General features: G+C 68.9%; 13 protein-coding genes. 5 read left to right on the top strand and 8 right to left on the bottom strand.

The features are described from left to right. Positions 1 to 220: 220 nt before the first annotated feature. The gene (locus ABB33_RS04825; protein ID WP_056931355.1) at positions 221 to 2,704 is read right to left on the bottom strand and encodes a S9 family peptidase; all 2,484 of its coding nucleotides are present in this window, start codon (positions 2,702 to 2,704) and stop codon (positions 221 to 223) included. Between the two features lie 223 nt (positions 2,705 to 2,927). Between ABB33_RS04825 and ABB33_RS18095 the strand changes: the two genes are divergently transcribed. Beyond that, positions 2,928 to 3,938, top strand: a complete 1,011-nt coding sequence (locus ABB33_RS18095; protein ID WP_161809408.1) for a GGDEF domain-containing protein — start codon at positions 2,928 to 2,930, stop codon at positions 3,936 to 3,938. A gap of 70 nt (positions 3,939 to 4,008) precedes the next feature. Here the strand turns inward: ABB33_RS18095 and ABB33_RS04815 are convergent, their stop codons facing one another. Both ABB33_RS04815 and ABB33_RS04810 read right to left on the bottom strand, forming a co-directional pair. Continuing rightward, on the bottom strand, positions 4,009 to 4,707 hold the full coding sequence (locus ABB33_RS04815; protein ID WP_152984964.1) for a YiaD family glycine zipper/OmpA-like lipoprotein: 699 nt from the start codon (positions 4,705 to 4,707) through the stop codon (positions 4,009 to 4,011). Positions 4,708 to 4,994: 287 nt separating this feature from the next. Beyond that, positions 4,995 to 5,414, bottom strand: a complete 420-nt coding sequence (locus ABB33_RS04810) for a nuclear transport factor 2 family protein (protein ID WP_226049102.1) — start codon at positions 5,412 to 5,414, stop codon at positions 4,995 to 4,997. A 128-nt stretch (positions 5,415 to 5,542) separates the two neighbouring features. Between ABB33_RS04810 and ABB33_RS04805 the strand changes: the two genes are divergently transcribed. Then, positions 5,543 to 7,225, top strand: a complete 1,683-nt coding sequence (locus ABB33_RS04805) for a long-chain fatty acid--CoA ligase (RefSeq protein ID WP_056931354.1) — start codon at positions 5,543 to 5,545, stop codon at positions 7,223 to 7,225. Between the two features lie 157 nt (positions 7,226 to 7,382). Next, the gene (locus tag ABB33_RS04800; protein WP_056931353.1) at positions 7,383 to 8,270 is read left to right on the top strand and encodes a crotonase/enoyl-CoA hydratase family protein; all 888 of its coding nucleotides are present in this window, start codon (positions 7,383 to 7,385) and stop codon (positions 8,268 to 8,270) included. 24 nt (positions 8,271 to 8,294) lie between these two features. On the opposite strand, the gene ABB33_RS04795 is transcribed toward ABB33_RS04800, so the two are convergent. The 4 genes from ABB33_RS04795 to prfB form a co-directional block, all read right to left on the bottom strand. Next, complete coding sequence (locus ABB33_RS04795; protein ID WP_056931352.1) at positions 8,295 to 10,472, bottom strand: response regulator; 2,178 nt, start codon at positions 10,470 to 10,472, stop codon at positions 8,295 to 8,297. Between the two features lies 1 nt (position 10,473). Further along, positions 10,474 to 11,535, bottom strand: a complete 1,062-nt coding sequence (gene rpfG, locus ABB33_RS04790; RefSeq protein ID WP_082394009.1) for a cyclic di-GMP phosphodiesterase response regulator RpfG — start codon at positions 11,533 to 11,535, stop codon at positions 10,474 to 10,476. Positions 11,536 to 11,727: 192 nt separating this feature from the next. Beyond that, positions 11,728 to 13,245, bottom strand: coding sequence for a lysine--tRNA ligase (gene lysS, locus ABB33_RS04785; RefSeq protein WP_054665975.1), 1,518 nt, complete (start codon positions 13,243 to 13,245; stop codon positions 11,728 to 11,730). Positions 13,246 to 13,345: 100 nt separating this feature from the next. Next, positions 13,346 to 14,471, bottom strand: a protein-coding gene (prfB, locus tag ABB33_RS04780) for a peptide chain release factor 2 (RefSeq protein WP_152984963.1) whose coding sequence is annotated in 2 segments (ribosomal slippage) — positions 13,346 to 14,395 and positions 14,397 to 14,471 — 1,125 coding nt in all. Because the reading frame shifts where the segments join, the coding sequence is not laid out codon by codon here. Between the two features lie 168 nt (positions 14,472 to 14,639). Between prfB and ABB33_RS04775 the strand changes: the two genes are divergently transcribed. After that, entirely contained in the window at positions 14,640 to 15,782 is a 1,143-nt protein-coding gene (locus ABB33_RS04775) for a PPC domain-containing protein (protein WP_161809407.1), read from the top strand. Positions 15,783 to 15,909: 127 nt separating this feature from the next. After that, entirely contained in the window at positions 15,910 to 17,253 is a 1,344-nt protein-coding gene (locus ABB33_RS04770; RefSeq protein ID WP_152984962.1) for an ABC transporter substrate-binding protein, read from the top strand. 79 nt (positions 17,254 to 17,332) lie between these two features. Here ABB33_RS04770 and ABB33_RS04765 read toward each other — a convergent pair. Beyond that, positions 17,333 to 17,498, bottom strand: a 166-nt coding sequence (locus ABB33_RS04765) for a LytTR family DNA-binding domain-containing protein (RefSeq protein WP_161809406.1), incomplete at its 5' end; no start/stop codon positions are given.

Here is a 17,498-nt window from a genome sequence, read left to right as displayed (position 1 = left end):
CACCCCGCCAGGACGACGCCCTGCGCTGGCAGCGCGGTGCCCCGCGGCAGCTTATGGGTACGGTCCGCGCCGTCCGCACGCCGATACGCGCGTGGGACGGGTGGAGCCGCGGACGTGGCGCTTCAGGGGCCAGGCTGCGTGCGGCTGGCGCCGCTCCCCGCGCGCAATAAAGAAGCCCGCATGCGCGGGCATCCCGTACTGCACGATCAGCGCGACATGATCACCGGGTGGATGCCGCCTGCGCCGGTGCGTTCTTCACGTAGCGGTCGAACCAGGCCAGCATTTCGGCCACCAGCTGCGAATTGGATTCCAGCGCGGTGTACCAGTGCGGTTCGTGCGGCAGCATCACCAGCCGGGTGGTGCCGCCATTGCCGCGGATCGCCTGGTAGAGCTTGCGCGACTGGAACGGTTCGGTGCCGGGGTTGGCATCGTCCTCGCCGTGCACCAGCAGCAGCGGCAGCTTGATCCTGTCGGCATGGAAGTACGGCGAGGCCTTCAGGTACACGTCCTGCGCCTGCCATACCGAGCGGCGCTCGTTCTGGAAGCCGAACGGGGTGAAGGTCTTGTTGTACGAGCCGCTGGTGGCCACGCCGGCCTTGAACAGGTCGGTGCGGGCGATCAGGTTGGCGGTCATCAGGCCGCCGTGGCTGTGGCCGGTGACGCCGATGCGGTTGCGGTCCACCACGCCCAGCTCGACGGCCTTGTCCACCGCGGCCCTGGCATCGGCGGTGAGCTGTTCCAGGTAAGTGTCGTAAGCCGTCTTCGGGTCACCGACAATGGGGAACGAGGCATTGTCGATGATCGCGTAGCCGGCCAGCAGCATCAGCCGGTACGGCGCCAGGCGGGTGAAGGTCTGCTGCGATCCGGACACCTGCCCGGCCTGTGCGCTGTTGGCGAAGTCGGCCGGATAGGCATAGAGGATGGCCGGCAGGCGCTGGCCTTCCTTGTAGCCTGGCGGGGTGTACAGGGTGAAGGACAGGTCGATGCCGTCGGCGCGCTTGTAGGTGACCAGCCGCTTCTGGATCTGCCGCACCTCCGGAGTGGGGTCGGCGACACGGGTCAGCTGGCGGCCTTCGGCGGCGTACTGCGCCTCGCCGTCCCGCGCCGCGGCGTCGCGCGCGCCCAGCTCGCGCAGCCAGGCATTGGGCGGGTCGATCACCGACTGGTGCCAGGTGAGGTAGCGGCCCGGTTCGGCGGTGAATCCCAGGAACTGGTCATAGGCATCGGCCGCGCTGCGGAACAGGCGCTCGCTCCTGAGCGTGGCCAGGTCCAGGCGGTCGAGGAACGGGCGGTCGCCCTGCGGCGAACTGCCCTGCCCGCGCAGGAACACCTTGCCGTCTTCCTCGCGCACCACCACCGCGCCATTGGCCAGGCGCTGGTAGACGAAGCTCCCGGGATCGCCATACAGCTCATCGCTGGACAGGTCCCACAGCAGGCGTGCTTCCTGCTTCGGGTCATCAATGTCGACGATGCGGGTCTGCCGCCAGTGGCGGTTCTCGTCGTACTCATTGAGGAAGCTGCGCCGCGGCTGCACGGTCCAGTCGAAGCCGGCAAAGCGCTGGGTGGTGCGGGCGATCTCGCGCGGCGGGTCGGTGAACGGCGCCGATTGCAGCATCAGCCGGTCGCGCTGCGGCACGCTGACGTTCCAGTCGCCCTTGTCCAGCGCCTCGGCCCACACCAGGGTGGCCGGGTCGGTGGCGCGCCAGTCGAAATCGCGCGGGCCTTCGGGCACGCCGTGCACCGGCACCCGCTCGGCCAGCGGCAGCGAGGCGATGCGCGCATGCCTGCCGGTGGCCAGGTCCAGCACGTCCACGTCGTAGGCGAAACGCTGGTAGGTGACCGCGTGCGAGAACGGCGGCCTGAGCGTCTGGGTGAGCACGTGCACGCCATCGGGTGCGCCGTTGACACCGTTGTACAACTGCGGCGCGCCCACCGGACGGACCGCACCGGAGCCGGCATCGACCACCGCCAGCTGCGACTGGCCGTAGTAGGCGAACAGGCGCTCGTCGTGGGCGCTGGCCAGGGTGTCGCGGGTTTCATAGGTGCTGCTCTCGCCCTTGGCGCCGAGCGATTCCTGCACGTCCGGGCCATAGACATCGTCACCGGCCGGCACCGGGCCCTGGTTGGCCGGCACCAGCTTGACCAGCAGGCGGTTGCCGCCGTCCAGCCATTGCACGGTACTGCCGAACATGGGGTTCAGGCGTGCGCCGGGGATCTGCCGGACCTGGCCGCTGGCGGCATCGCCGACCCACAGCTGCACCGAATCGGCGACCACGTTCTGGAAGGCGAAGCGCCGGCCGTCCGGCGACCACAGCGCACCGCCGGCACAGGCATCGGCGGGCAGCGGCACGCGGACCTGCCCGCCACTGGCGATGTCCACCAGGGTGAAGTCGGCGACGCAGGCAGGTATGCCGTAGCCGCCCGGGGTATCGTGGCGGCTGCGGTTGCCCGGTTCCAGGCGCAGGCCGGCCAGTTTCAGGTAGGGCCGTGCGACCCGGCTGATCGACGGATAGGTCTGGCTGGTGGTCAGCAGCAGGCGCTTGCCGGTGGGGTCGACGCTGGGCATCGGCGGTGGCGGCGCCGTCAATACCTTCAACAGTTCGGCCGGTGGCTTGGCGTATTCGGCATGCGCAGGCATGCTGAGCAGCAAGGTGGTGGCGGTCGCGGCCAGTGCCGCGGACCAGACGCTGCAACGGATGCTCATGGTTTCCCTCATGCGCTGGAAAGACGCCGGCCGCAGGCCGGTGGCAACCGAATCTAGCACCGCGCGGGCGGCCGACGGATGGGCCGGAAGCAAGGGGTATGGCCGGATGCGGACCTGCCGCGACCGCCATGGGGCCGCGTGGCGGACGGCCTGCCTAATGCATGCTGAAGATGCGCACCGGGTGAAAGAACGACGCCCTCTTACTTGCTATGTTGCCAACGCCATGAGACCTGCCGCCGGACCTCCGACGCCCCCTTCGCTGCCGCGCGAGCTGCACAGCGCACCGCTGCGCACCATCGCCCCGGTCGCCACGCTGGCACTGATGGTGTTCGCCGCCTGGCTGGCGTGGCAGCGGCTGCCGCTGCAGTCGCTGGCGGCACTGGCCTGCGCGGCACCGGCCGCGGTCGCCACCTGGCTGGCACACAGGCGCGCCACGCACCTGTCCAGCGCCGGCCTGCTGCTGTGCCTGGTGAACGTGGCCGGCTGCCTGTTGGCCGCCGGTGAAATGGGCCACCGCGCCCTGCCCTGGTCGCTGCTGGCGCTGATGGCCAATTTCTTCCTGGTCCACAACCGCATCGCAACGCCGGCGAACCTGCTGCTGCTGGCAGGCCTGCTGGCCATCCCCGGCGTGCTGCGCACGCCGGCGCTCGATACCCAGGCGCTGCTGGTGATCGCACTGATCATGGGCTTCGGCTTCCGCCTATCGCGGCGCCTGCAGGGCGACCGCACCCAGCTCGAGCTGCTGGCCTCGCTGGACGAACTGACCGGCCTGCCCAACCGCCGCGCGCTGGAAAGAACCCTGATGCAGCAGATCGGCAGCGCCCGCAACGGGCGCTTCCGGAGCGCACTGGTGATCCTGGACATCGACCACTTCAAGGACGTCAACGACCATTACGGGCATACCGCCGGCGACAATGCGCTGGTCGAGCTGGCGGCGATCCTGCGGCTGGAGCTGCGCGAACAGGACAAGGTCTTCCGCTTCGGCGGCGAGGAGTTCGTGATCCTGGCCGAAGCCGGCAGCCGCGAGACGCTGGCCAGCTTCACCGAACGGGTGCGCGAATCGGTCCAGCAGTCGCTGCACGGTCCCGGCGGCGGCATCACCATCTCGCTGGGCGCGGCCATGTACGCCGGTGAACAGTACTGGCAGGACTGGTTCTCGCGCGCCGACGCGGCGCTGTACCTGGCCAAGGGCAACGGCCGCAACAGCGTGGTGATCGCCGACGACCTGGGCTGAGGGCTAATGCCCATGGCGAAAAAGGAAAGAGCCGCATGCGCGGCTCTTCCGGGGTGGGGCTACAGGACGGTCACGAACGCAGCGGAATGACGCGGATCTCGACACGGCGGTTCTGCGCGCGGCCGGCATCGGTATCGTTGCTGGCGATCGGGTAGTTCTTGCCGGCACCCAGGGTCTCGATGCGCTCGCGCTGCACGCCCTGCGCGGCGAGATAGGCGGCCACGGCGTCGGCGCGCTCCTTGGAGATGCGGTTGTTGACCGCGTCGGTGCCGATGCTGTCGGTATGGCCGACCACTTCGATCATGGTCTGGTTGTATTCGGCCAGGGTCGCGGCCACGCCGTTGAGGGCGCCGTAGAACTGCGGCTTGAGCGTGGTCTTGTTGAAGTCGAAAGTGATGCCGTCGGGCAGGTTCAGGGTGATGTTGTCGCCCTGGCGCTGCACGTCGATGCCGGTGTTGGCGGTGCGCTCGCGCAGGGCGCGCTCCTGGCGGTCCTGGTAGTTGCCGATGGCCGCGCCTGACAGCGCGCCGATGCCGGCGCCGACCATGGCGCGCTGGCGGCGCTCGGTGGCGTTGTCGCCGCTGAGCAGGCCGGCGGCCACGCCGATGGCGGTACCGATCAGCGCACCCTTGCCGGTGCGGTTCTGCTGCTGGGTGGGATTGCCGTACGGATCACTCTGCACATAGGAGCCGCCGGTGGCGCAGGCAGACAGCACGGCGGCGCTTGCCAGGCCGATGGAAAGGTTGCGGATAACGGTGCGGGTGCTCATCGGGGGAATCTCCGTCTAGGGCCGGCCATGCCAGCGTGGATTGCGCAGGCAGGATAAACAGCCCGGCGCGATTGGCGCATGACGAAGCCACCCGCGGCCGGGGCGCCATTCAGGTAGCTGTCCAAGGAGGAAATCGCGTCGCCGGCATCGCGTCGCGCCGCGATTGTTGAGCATCGCCCCGGTGTGCCGTGCCGGCACCGCCATGCCTCGGTGCGGCAGCGGATCGCCCGTCCAGCGGATGCGCGATGGCGTCCGGCCACCGGGCCCGCGCCTCTCCCGCGGCGGCGCTACTCCCCGGCCGGCGACCAGGTCGCGCTGTAGAGCTGCCACTGCCCGTCCCTGTCCCGCCAGTGGCTGCTGACCTGCTGCAACTGCCCGCGCTCGGGCAGGAAACGGCCGTCACCGCCGGTGAGCAACACGCTGAAGCGCACCGTCGCGGTACCGCCCTGTCCCATCGTCACCTGCAGCGGCCCGGTGCGTGCCCCCACCCTGGCATTGAGCAACAACTGCCCGCGCAGCAGCCGCTCGAGGCCGTCATGGTCCAGGCTGTCGTTGCCGATGAAGTCGGCAGCCACGCCCGCCATGAAATCCCGCGGCTTGCCCTGCTCCACCGCTGCCTGCATCCGCGCCACCGTGTCGCGCAGGCGCTGCTCCGGGGCCTGCCGCGCGCAGGCGCCAACGGCCAGCACGATCAATGCAATACGCACGCAATTGAAGACCGTTCGGATCATTGCTCCCTTCGCCTTTTCCATTCTGGACGGTATGCTGCGGTAACGGCCAGCATGGCGCACGGCCGCCATGCCAACTAGACCACAACCATTTCCTGGAGGGGAAAATGAATCTGGAACGTCCCTGGCTGCAGAGTTATCCCGCTGGCGTGCCTGCCGAGATCGACGTCGATGAGTTCCGCTCCGTCGCCGCGGTATTCGATGCTTCCGTGGCCAAGTTCCGCGATCGTCCCGCCTACTCCAATTTCGGCAAGGTGCTGACCTACGGGCAGACCGACGCCCTGGTGACCCGGTTCGCCGCCTACCTGCTGGGCGAGCTGCAGCTGAAGAAGGGCGACCGCGTGGCGGTGATGATGCCCAACTGCCTGCAGTACCCGATCGCCATCTTCGGCATCCTGCGTGCCGGCCTGACCGTGGTGAACGTCAACCCGCTCTATACCCCCCGCGAACTGAAGCACCAACTGGTCGACTGCGGCGCCTCGGCGCTCGTGGTGGTGGACAACTTCGGCGACACCGTGCAGCAGGTGATCGCCGAGACCCCGGTCAAGCAGGTGATCACCACGGGGCTGGGTGACATGCTCGGCTTCCCCAAGGGGGCGATCGTCAATTTCGTACTCAAGTACGTCAAGAAGATGGTGCCGGATTACCGGATCAAGGGCACGATCCGCTTCGGCGAGGCGCTGCGCCTGGGCGCGCGCCATGCCATGCCGCCGGTGGAGATCGACCACGACGACATCGCCTTCCTGCAGTACACCGGCGGCACCACCGGGGTGGCCAAGGGCGCCATGCTGACCCACCGCAACCTGGTGGCGAACATGCAGCAGGCCTCGGCATGGATCTCCGCCTCGGGGGTCAAGCCCGGCGAGGAGGTGATCATCACCGCGCTGCCGCTGTACCACATCTTCGCGCTGACGGCCAACGGCCTGGTCTTCATGAAACTGGGCGGCCTGAACCACCTGATCACCAATCCGCGCGACATGAAGGGCTTCGTCAAGGAACTGCGCAACAACCGCTTCACCGCCATCACCGGCGTGAACACGCTGTTCAACGGCCTGCTCAACACGCCGGGCTTCGAGGACGTGGATTTCTCCTCGCTCAAGGTCACCCTGGGCGGCGGCATGGCAGTGCAGCGGGCGGTGGCCGAGCGCTGGAAGAAGATCACCGGTACCACCCTGGTGGAGGCCTATGGCCTGACCGAAACCTCGCCGGCGGCCTGCATCAACCCGCTGGACCTGGCCGAATACAACGGCGCCATCGGCCTGCCCATCTCCTCCACCGACGCCTGCGTGAAGGACGACGACGGCAACATGCTGGCCGCCGGGGAAGTCGGCGAGCTGTGCATCCGCGGCCCGCAGGTGATGAAGGGCTACTGGCACCGCCCGGACGAGACCGCCAAGGCGATGGATGCCGGCGGCTGGCTGCATACCGGTGACATGGCGCGCATGGACGAGAAGGGCTTCTTCTACATCGTCGACCGCAAGAAGGACATGATCCTGGTGTCCGGCTTCAACGTGTACCCGAACGAGGTCGAGGACGTGATCGCGATGATGCCCGGGGTCCTGGAAGTGGCCGCGGTCGGCGTGCCGAACGAGAAATCCGGCGAAGTGGTCAAGGTGGTCATCGTCAAGAAGGACCCCAACCTGACCGAGGAGCAGGTCAAGGAGTTCGCCCGCGCCAACCTGACCGGCTACAAGCATCCGCGCATCGTCGAGTTCCGCAAGGAGCTGCCCAAGACCAACGTCGGCAAGATCCTGCGCCGCGAACTGCGCGACGCGCCGCCGGCCGGCTGAAGCCCGCCGCTGCAGCCGTTCCCACGAAGGCCCCGCCGGCTCCGGCGGGGCCTTTGCGCATTCGCTGGACCCTGCCGCGTGTAGGATCGCGGAGTGCCAGCGTCCGGCCCGCCGCCCACGCTTCCGATTCTGCGGGCCTCCTGCAAGGACCCAGCCCATGAACGCGATCGAACTGTTGCCTGTCGGCACCCCCGCCACCTCCTACGCCCCGCCCTACTCCACCATCCGCGTGCACGCCGACGCCGCCGGCGACGTGCATTGGCTGCACATGCACGCCGACGCCGGCCCCGGCGTGCGCCCCTGCTTCCGCAAGCCGCTGATGACCGAGATGCACGCCTACCTGGACGGCATCACCGGCGACCCGCAGGCCAGGCCCGAGCGCCTGCGCCACCTGGTCCTGGCGTCGGCGGCCGACGCGTTCAACCTCGGCGGCGACCTGGACGTGTTCTCCGCACTGATCCGCGCGCGCGACGGCGACGGCCTGCTGCGCTACGCGCGCAGTTGCGTCGATGGCGTGTACCGCTTCCATGCCGGCCTGGACGGCAGCTTCCGCACCATCGCCCTGCTGCAGGGCGACGCGCTCGGCGGCGGCCTGGAAATGGCCCTGTCCTGCCACACCATCGTCGCCGAGGAAGGCGTCGGGATGGGCCTGCCGGAAGTGCTGTTCGGCCTGTTCCCGGGCATGGGCGCCTACAACTTCCTGAGCCGTCGCGTGTCGCCGCAGCTGGCCGAGCGCATCATTCTGGAGGGGCGGGTGTACAGCGCCGAGGAAATGCACGCCATGGGCGTGGTCGACATCCTGGTACCGCGCGGCCAGGGCGAACAGGCGGTCAACGACCTGATCCGCCAGCAGCAGCGCATCCCGCAGTCGTACCTGGCGATGAACGCGGTACGCGGCATCTCCAACCGGGTCGACTACCAGGAGCTGATGGACATCACCCGGGTCTGGGTGGATGCGGCGCTGGCGCTGGACGAGAAGTCGCTGCGCACCATGGACCGGCTGGTCAAGGCGCAGACCCGCCGCAGCGGCCAGGTGCGGAGTTGAACGGCAGCGGGACGGCGATGGAACTCAGCCGGTCACGTCGTCGTGCGATTGCGCGCGCCCCTGGGCGCGCGCATCCAGCGCCTGGCGTCCCTCCAGCAGCGCGGCACCGATGCGCGCGTGCAGCGGTTTCCACTCGCCCTTGAGTTGCCAGTCGGCCATGCGCATCAATTCTCCCCCCTGCCGGGCGACTTTCAACAATCCCAGGTTGGCGGCCACGCCCTTGATCGCGTGTGCGTGCTCGCGCAGACGCGCCCAGTCCTCGCCCTGCGCGTCGCCGGGCAAGGCGCCGATGCCGCTTTCCAGGTCTTCCAGGCACTGGCGCACGAACTCGCGTTCGAAGCCCTTGCCCATGCCCAGTGCACTCAGCTCGTCGAGCACACCGGTATCGAGCACGGCGTCGCCATCGGCGAAGGTGGGGATCACCGCGGCCATGTCGCGGGTACCCGCCGCCGCGCCGCTGGCGATGTCGGCGATGGTTTCCAGCAGCCTGGCCGCCACCACCGGCTTGGCCATGAACGCGTGCGCACCGGCCTGGTTGCAGCGCTGGATGGCCTCGGGCGTGACATCGGCGCTGAGGATCACCACCGGCGTGCGCGGGCCGCCGCCGGCCTGCATCACCCGCAGTTGCCTGAGCAGGTCCAGGCCGCTCATGCCCGGCATGTGCAGGTCGGTGATGGCCACGTCGAACTCGCGCGCGGCCATGGCATCGAGCGCCTCCTCGGCGCCGTGCACGCAGGTGACGCGGTGGCCGGCCTTCTGCAGCAGCCGCTGCAGCACCATGCGGTTGGCCTCGTGGTCGTCGGCGACCAGGATGTCCAGGCTGCGCACGCGCGCGCGGTGGCGACGGAACGGATCGGTGAAGGCGATGACGTTGCCCGGGTCCTCGGCGGCCACCGGTTCCGCGCCCGCGGCCGGGCCGGCATCGGCCGCGACCGGCGCCAGGGCGCGGCCCAGCGGCAGCTCCACCCAGAAGCAGCTGCCGGCCGGCAGGTTCTCGCGGTAGCCGATTTCGCCGCCCATGGCCTGGGCCAGGCCCTTGGCGATGGCCGTACCCAGCCCGGTTCCCTCATGGCGCCGGGCCATGGACACGTCGGCCTGCTCGAAGGCGTCGAACAGCCGCGGCCGCAGCGAAGGCGGCACGCCGATGCCGGTATCGAGGATCTCGAAGCGCAGCCGCAGCGGCACCCCCTCGCCCGACTGGCTCACCGATACCCGGATTTCCACCTGGCCATGGTCGGTGAACTTGACCGCGTTGCCGGCCAGGTTGAGCAGTATCTGGCGCAGGTGGCCAACGTCGCCATGCAGCCCGTCGGGCACCCCGGATTCGACGAACACCCGGTAGTCCAGGCGCTTGGCGCGCGCCTGCGGCGCCAGGATCAGGCCGATCGAATGCACCAGCTCGGCCAGCGAGAAGTCGCGGGCGTTGATGCGCAGCTTGCCGGCCTCGATCGCGGAGATGTCGAGCACCTCCTCCACCAGCGCCAGCAGGGTCCGGGCCGATGCCTGGATCGTCCCCAGGCACTCGCGCTGTTCCTCGTCCAGGCGGGTGGTGGCGAGCAGCTCGGTCATGCCGGACAGGCCATTGAGCGGGGTGCGGAACTCATGGCTCATGTTGGCCAGGAAGCGGCTCTTGGCGTCGCTGGCGCGGCGCGCCTCGGCCATGGCCCGGGTCAACTGCCGCAGCAGGCTGGAGAAGTACAGCGGAATGGCCGCAAGCCCGACCAGCAGGCCGATGCCCAGCGCCAGGTTGCGCTGCCAGTAGTCGCTCAACGCCAGGGTGATGCCGAAACTGGTTGTCGCCATCACCACGGCCAGCATCAGGTAGCGGTTGCCGAACCGCATGCCGTTGCCGACGGTCACCCACATCACCACCACGTAGATGCAGGCCATCGGCTCGCCGATGGTGCTCATCGCCGTGCACATCAGCGCGTAGTCGTCGACCATGCCGAGGATGCGGCGCAGGTCCGAGCGCCCGGGCTTCCACAGCAGCCAGCCCATGAGCACCAGCGACAGCCCCTGCGCGATCAGGATCAGGGTGATCACCAGCTGCAGCTGTCCCGGTGGCAGGCTCCAGCGGTTGGCCGACAACAGCACGTAGCACAGGATCAGCGCGATCATCACGATGCGCACCAGCGCCTGCGCGTGCTCGCTGTCCCCGCGTTGCCGCAGGCGCTGCCGGAGCCAGGCGAACGCGCTCGTCATGTCAGGCTTCCGGTCTCGGGAACGCGGCCGAGTAGCGTGCGCAGACCTGCTCCAAGCGCTCGCGCGCCTGCAGCAGGGCATCGACGCAGCGCGGGCAGAACAGGCGCCCGCGCTGGGCGTAGAGGTAGGCCAGTGTGGCGTCCATCGACCAGGCTTCCTTGTAGGGGCGCGGCGACAGCAGTGCGTCGAACACGTCTGCCACCGCCACGATGCGTGCTTCCAGCGGGATGTCCTCGCCCTCCAGGCCATCAGGATAGCCGCTGCCGTCGTAGCGCTCGTGATGACGCAGGGCGATGGTCGCGCCGACCTGGATGAAGCGGTTGTTGCTGCCGCTGAGCAGCTCGTGGCCGATGCGCGGATGGCGGCGCATGATCGCCAGCTCGTCCTCGTCCAGCTTGCCGGACTTGAGCAGGATGGAATCGGGAATGGCGATCTTGCCCATGTCGTGCAGCGGCGCGGCCATCTCGATGGTGCGCACGTCTTCGCTGGGCAGCCCCAGCTCGTCGGCGATAAGCCCGGCGACGTGGGCCATGCGCTCGAGGAAGGCGCTGGTGCCGGCGTCACGGTACTCGATGGCCCGCGCCAGCCGCGACAGGGTCTCGCGCTCGCGCTCCTCGACCTCGTGCATGCTGGCCAGCAGCCGTTGTTCCAGCGACAACGCCCGCTGGCGCACGCTCTGGCTGTGGCGCCGCAGCTGCAGCAGGTTGTTGCAGCGCGCACGCAGTTCGCGCGGGCGGATCGGCTTGACCAGGAAATCGATGACCCCGGCCTCCAGCGCGCTCTGCCGCAGCGGCTCGTCGCCGACCACGGTGATCAGCACGATGGGCACGTCGCGGTTGCCGGGCAGGCGCCGGAAGCGCTGGGCGAACTCCAGCCCGTCCATGTTCGGCATGCGGTAGTCGAGCAGCAGCAGGTCGGTATCGTGCGACTGGCACCAGACCAGCGCCTCCAGCGGATCGGCGAAGTCGTACACGCCCAGTTCCGGCGAGATGTCTTCCAGCACATGCCGCACCATGCTGCGGGCCGATGTCTGGTCGTCGACGATGACGATTTCCAAGCGCATGTGACTGTCTGTCCGATGAAACCGCTGTTGCCGGGAAGTCAGGCTCCCGGCACGCCGCGCCTCCTCACCGGCCCCTGCGGGCGCGGTCCGGCGGACATCGCATCATCAACTGCATGCGCCGGCCCTGCAATACGCCGGCGCCCCGGGGGTGCCCGGACGCCGGCGCACGGCAGCGGGCGGACATGCCCGCGCTCAGTTCTCGGGACGCATGTAGGGGAACAGCAGCACGTCGCGGATCGAGGCGCGGCCGGTCAGCATCATCACCAGCCGGTCGATGCCGATGCCCAGGCCGCCGGTCGGGGCCATGCCGTATTCCAGGGCGCGGATGTAGTCCGAGTCGTAGTGCATGGCCTCGTCGTCGCCGCCCTGCTTGGCCTCCACCTGCGCCTGGAAACGCGCGGCCTGGTCCTCGGGGTCGTTCAGTTCGGAGAAGCCGTTGGCGATCTCCTTGCCGTTGATGAACAGTTCGAAGCGGTCGGTATAGCCCGGCTCGCTGTCGCTGGCACGGGCCAGCGGCGACACCTCGACCGGGTGGTCTGTGATGAAGGTCGGCTGCACCAGGGTGGACTCGACCGTGGCTTCGAAAATTTCCAGCAGCAGCTTGCCCCAGCCCCAGGACGGCTTGACTTTGATCTTCAGCCGCTCGCAATGGCGCAGCAGGGCGTCGCGGTCGGTGCAGTCGGCGACGCTGATTTCCGGATTGTGGTGGCGGACCGCCTCGTCCATGCGCCAGCGGCGGAAGGCCGGGGCCAGGTCGATGCTCGCGCCGTCCCATTCCACCGTGGTGGTACCCAGCACCTGCCGGGCCACGTCGCGGATCACGCCCTCGGTGAGGTCCATCACTTCGTTGTACGTGGCGTAGGCCTCGTACAGCTCCATCATGGTGAATTCCGGGTTGTGGCGGGTGCTCACGCCCTCGTTGCGGAAGTTGCGGTTGATCTCGTACACCCGCTCCAGGCCGCCGACCACCAGGCGCTTGAGGTACAGCTCCGGGGCCACGCGCAGGTACAGATCCAGGTCCAGCGCGTTGTGGTGGGTGGTGAACGGCTTGGCGGTGGCGCCACCGGGGATGTAATGCATCATCGGCGTCTCGACTTCGAGGAAGTCGCGTGCGTCCAGCCAGGCGCGCATGGCGCGGATGATCCTGGAGCGCTTGATGAACACCTCGCGCGACTCGGGGGTCACGATCAGGTCCACGTAGCGCTGGCGGTAGCGCTGCTCGACGTCGGCCAGGCCATGCCACTTGTCCGGCAGCGGGCGCAGCGACTTGGTCAGCAGCCGCAGCGCAGTCGCCTTGACCGACAGTTCGCCGGTCTTAGTGCGGGTCAGGCCGCCCTCGACCGCGATGATGTCGCCCACGTCCCAGCCCTTGAACGCGGCATAGGACTCGTCCAGCGCGGTGGCCTGCAGGAACAGCTGGATGCGGCCGGATTCGTCCTGGATCTGGGCGAAGCTGGCCTTGCCCATGATCCGCTTGGCCATCAGCCGGCCGGCCATCTTCACGGTACGGCCGGAGGCTTCCAGCGCCTCGGCGGTCCAGGTGCCGGCATCGGCGAACTCGGCCTGCAGCGCGCCGGCGAAGTGTTCGCGGCGGAAGTCGTTCGGGTAGGCGATCCCCTGCCCGCGCAACGCCGTGAGTTTCGCGCGGCGCTCGGCGATGAGGCTGTTCTCGTCGACGGGGGGCTGCGGCGCGGGGGTCTGGTCGTTCATGGCGTTGGCTTGATGGTTGCGGGGGAGGAAACAGGCCCGTCCATCATGCCGATGGACGGGCGGCAAGGCGAATGCGCGGCCGCCATCGCGGCCGCGCGGGTTACGCGTCGATGCGCTTGGAGCCGGCTTCCAGGCCGGACTTGAGGCTGGCCTCGACGAACTCGTCCAGGTCGCCGTCGAGCACCTTCTGGGTGTCGCTGCGCTCGATGCCGGTGCGCAGGTCCTTGATGCGGCTCTGGTCCAGCACGTAGTTGCGGATCTGGCTGCCCCAGCCGATGTCGGACTTGGTGGCCTCCACCGCGTCCTTCTCGGCGTTGCGCTTCTGGATCTCCAGCTCGTACAGCTTGGCGGCCAGCATCTTCATCGCACGGTCGCGGTTGGCGTGCTGGCTGCGCTCGGTCTGGCAGGCGACCACCACGCCGCTGGGGACGTGGGTGATGCGCACGGCCGACTCGGTCTTGTTGACGTGCTGGCCACCGGCGCCCGAGGAGCGGTACACGTCGGTCTTCAGGTCGGCCGGGTTGATCTGGATGTCGATGTTGTCATCCACTTCCGGCGACACGAACACCGAGGTGAAGCTGGTGTGACGACGGTTGTCCGAGTCGAACGGGCTCTTGCGCACCAGGCGGTGCACGCCGATCTCGGTCTTCAGCCAGCCGTAGGCGAAATCGCCCTCCACGCGGAACGTCGCCGACTTGATGCCGGCCACTTCGCCGCCGGAGACTTCCAGCAGTTCGGTCTTCCAGCCGCGGCTCTCGGCCCAGCGCAGGTACATGCGCAGCAGGATCTCGGCCCAGTCCTGGGCCTCGGTGCCGCCGGCGCCGGCCTGGATGTCGACGAAGGCGTTGGCCGAATCCATCTGGCCGGAGAACATGCGCTGGAACTCCAGCTTCTCGATCTGCGCCTGGTACGTGTCCAGGTCCGCGACCACCGCCAACGCGGTGTCCTCGTCCTGCTCGCTCTCGGCCAGGTCCAGCAGTTCGCCGCACTCGGCCATGCCGTCGAGCACGCGGGCGATGCCGAGCACGGTCTTCTCCAGGCTGGCGCGTTCGCGGCCCAGGTTCTGCGCGTATTCGGCGTTGTTCCAGACGTCGGGGCTTTCCAGCTCCCGGGTTACTTCCTCAAGACGCTCTTTCTTGGCGTCGTAGTCAAAGATACCCCCTGAGCGAGACCACGCGATCGGTCAGATCGGTGATTCGCTGGCGGATCGGATTCAGTTCGATCATGGTCGGTCCATGCAGGTGCAGACAAGCCGGCAATTCTAGCATCGCGCACCGGCGCCGTCGGCGATGCCGCACGCGGGGGCGGATGGATGGGGAAGCCCCGCGCTTGCCGGTAGAATCCCGGCCAGCCGCGTCGCGGCGCGGCCCTTTCAACCGATCAAGGACTCTCGCTTGAATACACGCCCCACCCGCCTGTTCGCAGCCCTTTCCCTCACCCTGGCCCTGGCCGCCTGCCAGAAGCTCGGCAGCGGTGGCGGCGGCGATGGCGACACTGCCCCCAGCCTGGCCGTCGGCGACAGCGTCTCCGGTGAAATCACCTCCTCCAGCCGCCTGAACTACAACGACGGCAGCCGCCACCAGGGCTACAGGGTGACCCTGAAGAGCGGCCAGGCCGTGGCACTGGAGCTGGGCGGCGCGCTCGATGGCCAGCTGTCGGTGTTCGACGGCCAGAGCCTGCTGGCCAGCGCGTCGTCGCGCGGCTACGAGGGCGAGGCCGGCACCAGCGAGGTCAGCCTGGCGTTCAAGGCACCGAAGGATGGTACCTACCTGGTGGCGGTGAACAGCGCCGGCGCGGACGCGTTCGGCCCGTTCAAGCTCAAGAGCAGCCAGGTCACTCCCTACGATGGCAAGCCGCTGGGCGCGGGCAACGAAGCCATCGACTGGCTCATGGGCGACAAGCAGGACTACACCCTCAAGGTCGACAAGGCCGGCATCTACACCATCGCCATGGAATCGGGGGCGCTGGATGCGTACCTGCACCTGCGCGGCCACGGCATCGACATCGAGGACGACGACGGCGGCGGCAACCTCAATGCCCGCATCCGTGCCTACCTGGAGCCGGGCGACTACACCATCGGTACCTCGTCGCTGAACGGCAGCACCGGCGCGTTCAAGCTCAAGGTCGCGCTGACCCCGGTCGACAAGGACCTGATCATCCGCGACGGCAGTGCGCTGGTGATCGGCCGGACCGCGCAGGGCATGGTCGATTCGCGCGGGCGCCGCAGCTTCGTGCTCGACCTGGACGCGGCGCGCCACCTGCAGTTCGATGCCATCGCCGACAACTTCGATTCGGTGCTGCGCATCAGCGGTCCCGGCATCGATGCCGAGGACGATGACGGCGGCAACGGCACCAACGCGCGGCTGGTGCTGCAGCTGGGTCCGGGCCGCTATACCGTGACTGTCTCCAGCTTCGGCAGCCAGCAGGGCGTGTTCGAGCTGGAAACCACCGACCTGGGGGATGAACCCGCCACGCCGGCCAACAGCAACCGCAAGGATGCCGCCGAGGCGGCAACCGAGGCGGCGGCAGCGAACTGAAGCATGCCCCCCGGTGGCGGGCCCCGCCTGCCACCGGGACGCTTCCCACCGGCCACACGTACCGTCGGTTCGCGCACGCCGCATCCGGCCGTGGCCGTCCCCCTGCAACAGACCAAGGAAAACCAACGTGAAGCGACTCGCAGCTGGATTGCTGACCCTCGCCATCGCCGCCGGCCTGAACGCCCCCGTGCATGCCGCCCCCACCATCCGCCCGCTCCCCAGCAACGGCGAAGCCGCGGGCGAAATCACCTCCGCCACCGCGCTCAACTACAGCGATGGCAGCCGCAGCCAGCTGTTCAGCCTGCAACTGGCGGCCGGCCAGGCGGTATCGCTGAAGCTGGACGGCCCGCTCAACGGCACGCTGGCGGTGTTCCACCGCGACATGCTGGTCGGCCGCACCGAATGCGGCTGCGGCGAAGGCGCCCAGCTCAGCGTGCGCGCCGACAAGGCCGGCCCGTACCTGATCGCGGTCAGCGGCGCCGATGCCCGCGCCTTCGGCCCGTTCCACCTCACCGCCACGCCGATCGTCGCCTATGACGGCAAGCCGCTGGCGGCCGGCCAGCGCATCACCGACTGGCTGGTCGGCGAGCGCCAGACCTACACGCTGCAGGTCGACGCGCCCGGCCTGTACACCGTCTCGCTGGAGTCGGACGCGTTCGATACCCGGCTGGAACTCAGCGGCAACGGCGTGACGCTGGAAGACGACGATGGCGGCAACGGCACCGACTCGCGGCTGGTGGCGCCGCTGCAGCCGGGACGCTACACGCTCACCGCCAACGCCTTCTCGCGCAACGGTGGCGCGTTCTACCTGGGCGTGGAACGGGCCGATTTCCCGGAAGGCCTGGTGTTCGAGGACGGCAGCGCGCTGCCGCTGGAAGGCCTGGCCAGCAGCTTCGTCGGCGCCGACCAGACCCGCAGCTTCGTGTTTTCCCTGCCGGAGCGCCGCCGCGTGCAGTTCGATGCCAGCAGCGGCGACATCGATCCGTTCCTGACCCTGCAGGGCGCCGACTTCACGCTCACCGACGATGATGGCGGCGGCGCGGTCAACGCGCGCCTGTCGCAGGTGCTGGACCCGGGCGAGTACAACGTCTCGGTGCGCTCGGTGAACGGCCGCGGCGGCATCTTCCAGCTGGCCACCAGCACCGCGCCGGCGCCGGACGGCCCGACCCGCCCGGTGCTCGTTCCCGGCCGCGAGACCAGCGGCCAGCTGATCGCCGGCTCGCGCAGCCTGTACACGCTCGAGGTCCCGCGCAAGGGCCACTACGTCATCAGCATGACCGGCAGCAACGGCCTGGACGGCATGATCACCCTGATGCGCGACGGCGAGGAAGTCGCCTCGCAGGACGACAGCGACACCAGCCTGGATCCGCAGCTGGAGATCGAGCTGGACGCCGGCCGGTACGTACTGATGGCGCACAGCTTCGACCCGTATGCGGCAGGCGCCTATCGGCTGCTGGTCCGCCGCAGGTAAGCCACCGGCGGCAGGTCCGCGCGGGCCGACGGGCGACCGCCGGCCCGCGTCGTCATCGCCGCCCGGAACCCGGCCCGGCCTACTCCATGCCGCCGCGCGCGCGCAGCGCGGCGCGGTAGCGGCGGCTGCACGGCAGCACCGTGCCGTCGCGCAGGTGCACGCGCGCATCGCCGCTGTCCAGCGGTTCGATCGACACCACTTGCGCCAGGTGGACCATGTAGCTGCGGTGGATGCGCACGAAGCGG

It is taken from the genome of Stenotrophomonas acidaminiphila (assembly GCF_001431595.1).
Lineage (GTDB): Bacteria > Pseudomonadota > Gammaproteobacteria > Xanthomonadales > Xanthomonadaceae > Stenotrophomonas > Stenotrophomonas acidaminiphila.
Note: the sequence above shows the minus strand (reverse complement) of the source record. Positions and strands in the feature narration are given on the sequence as shown.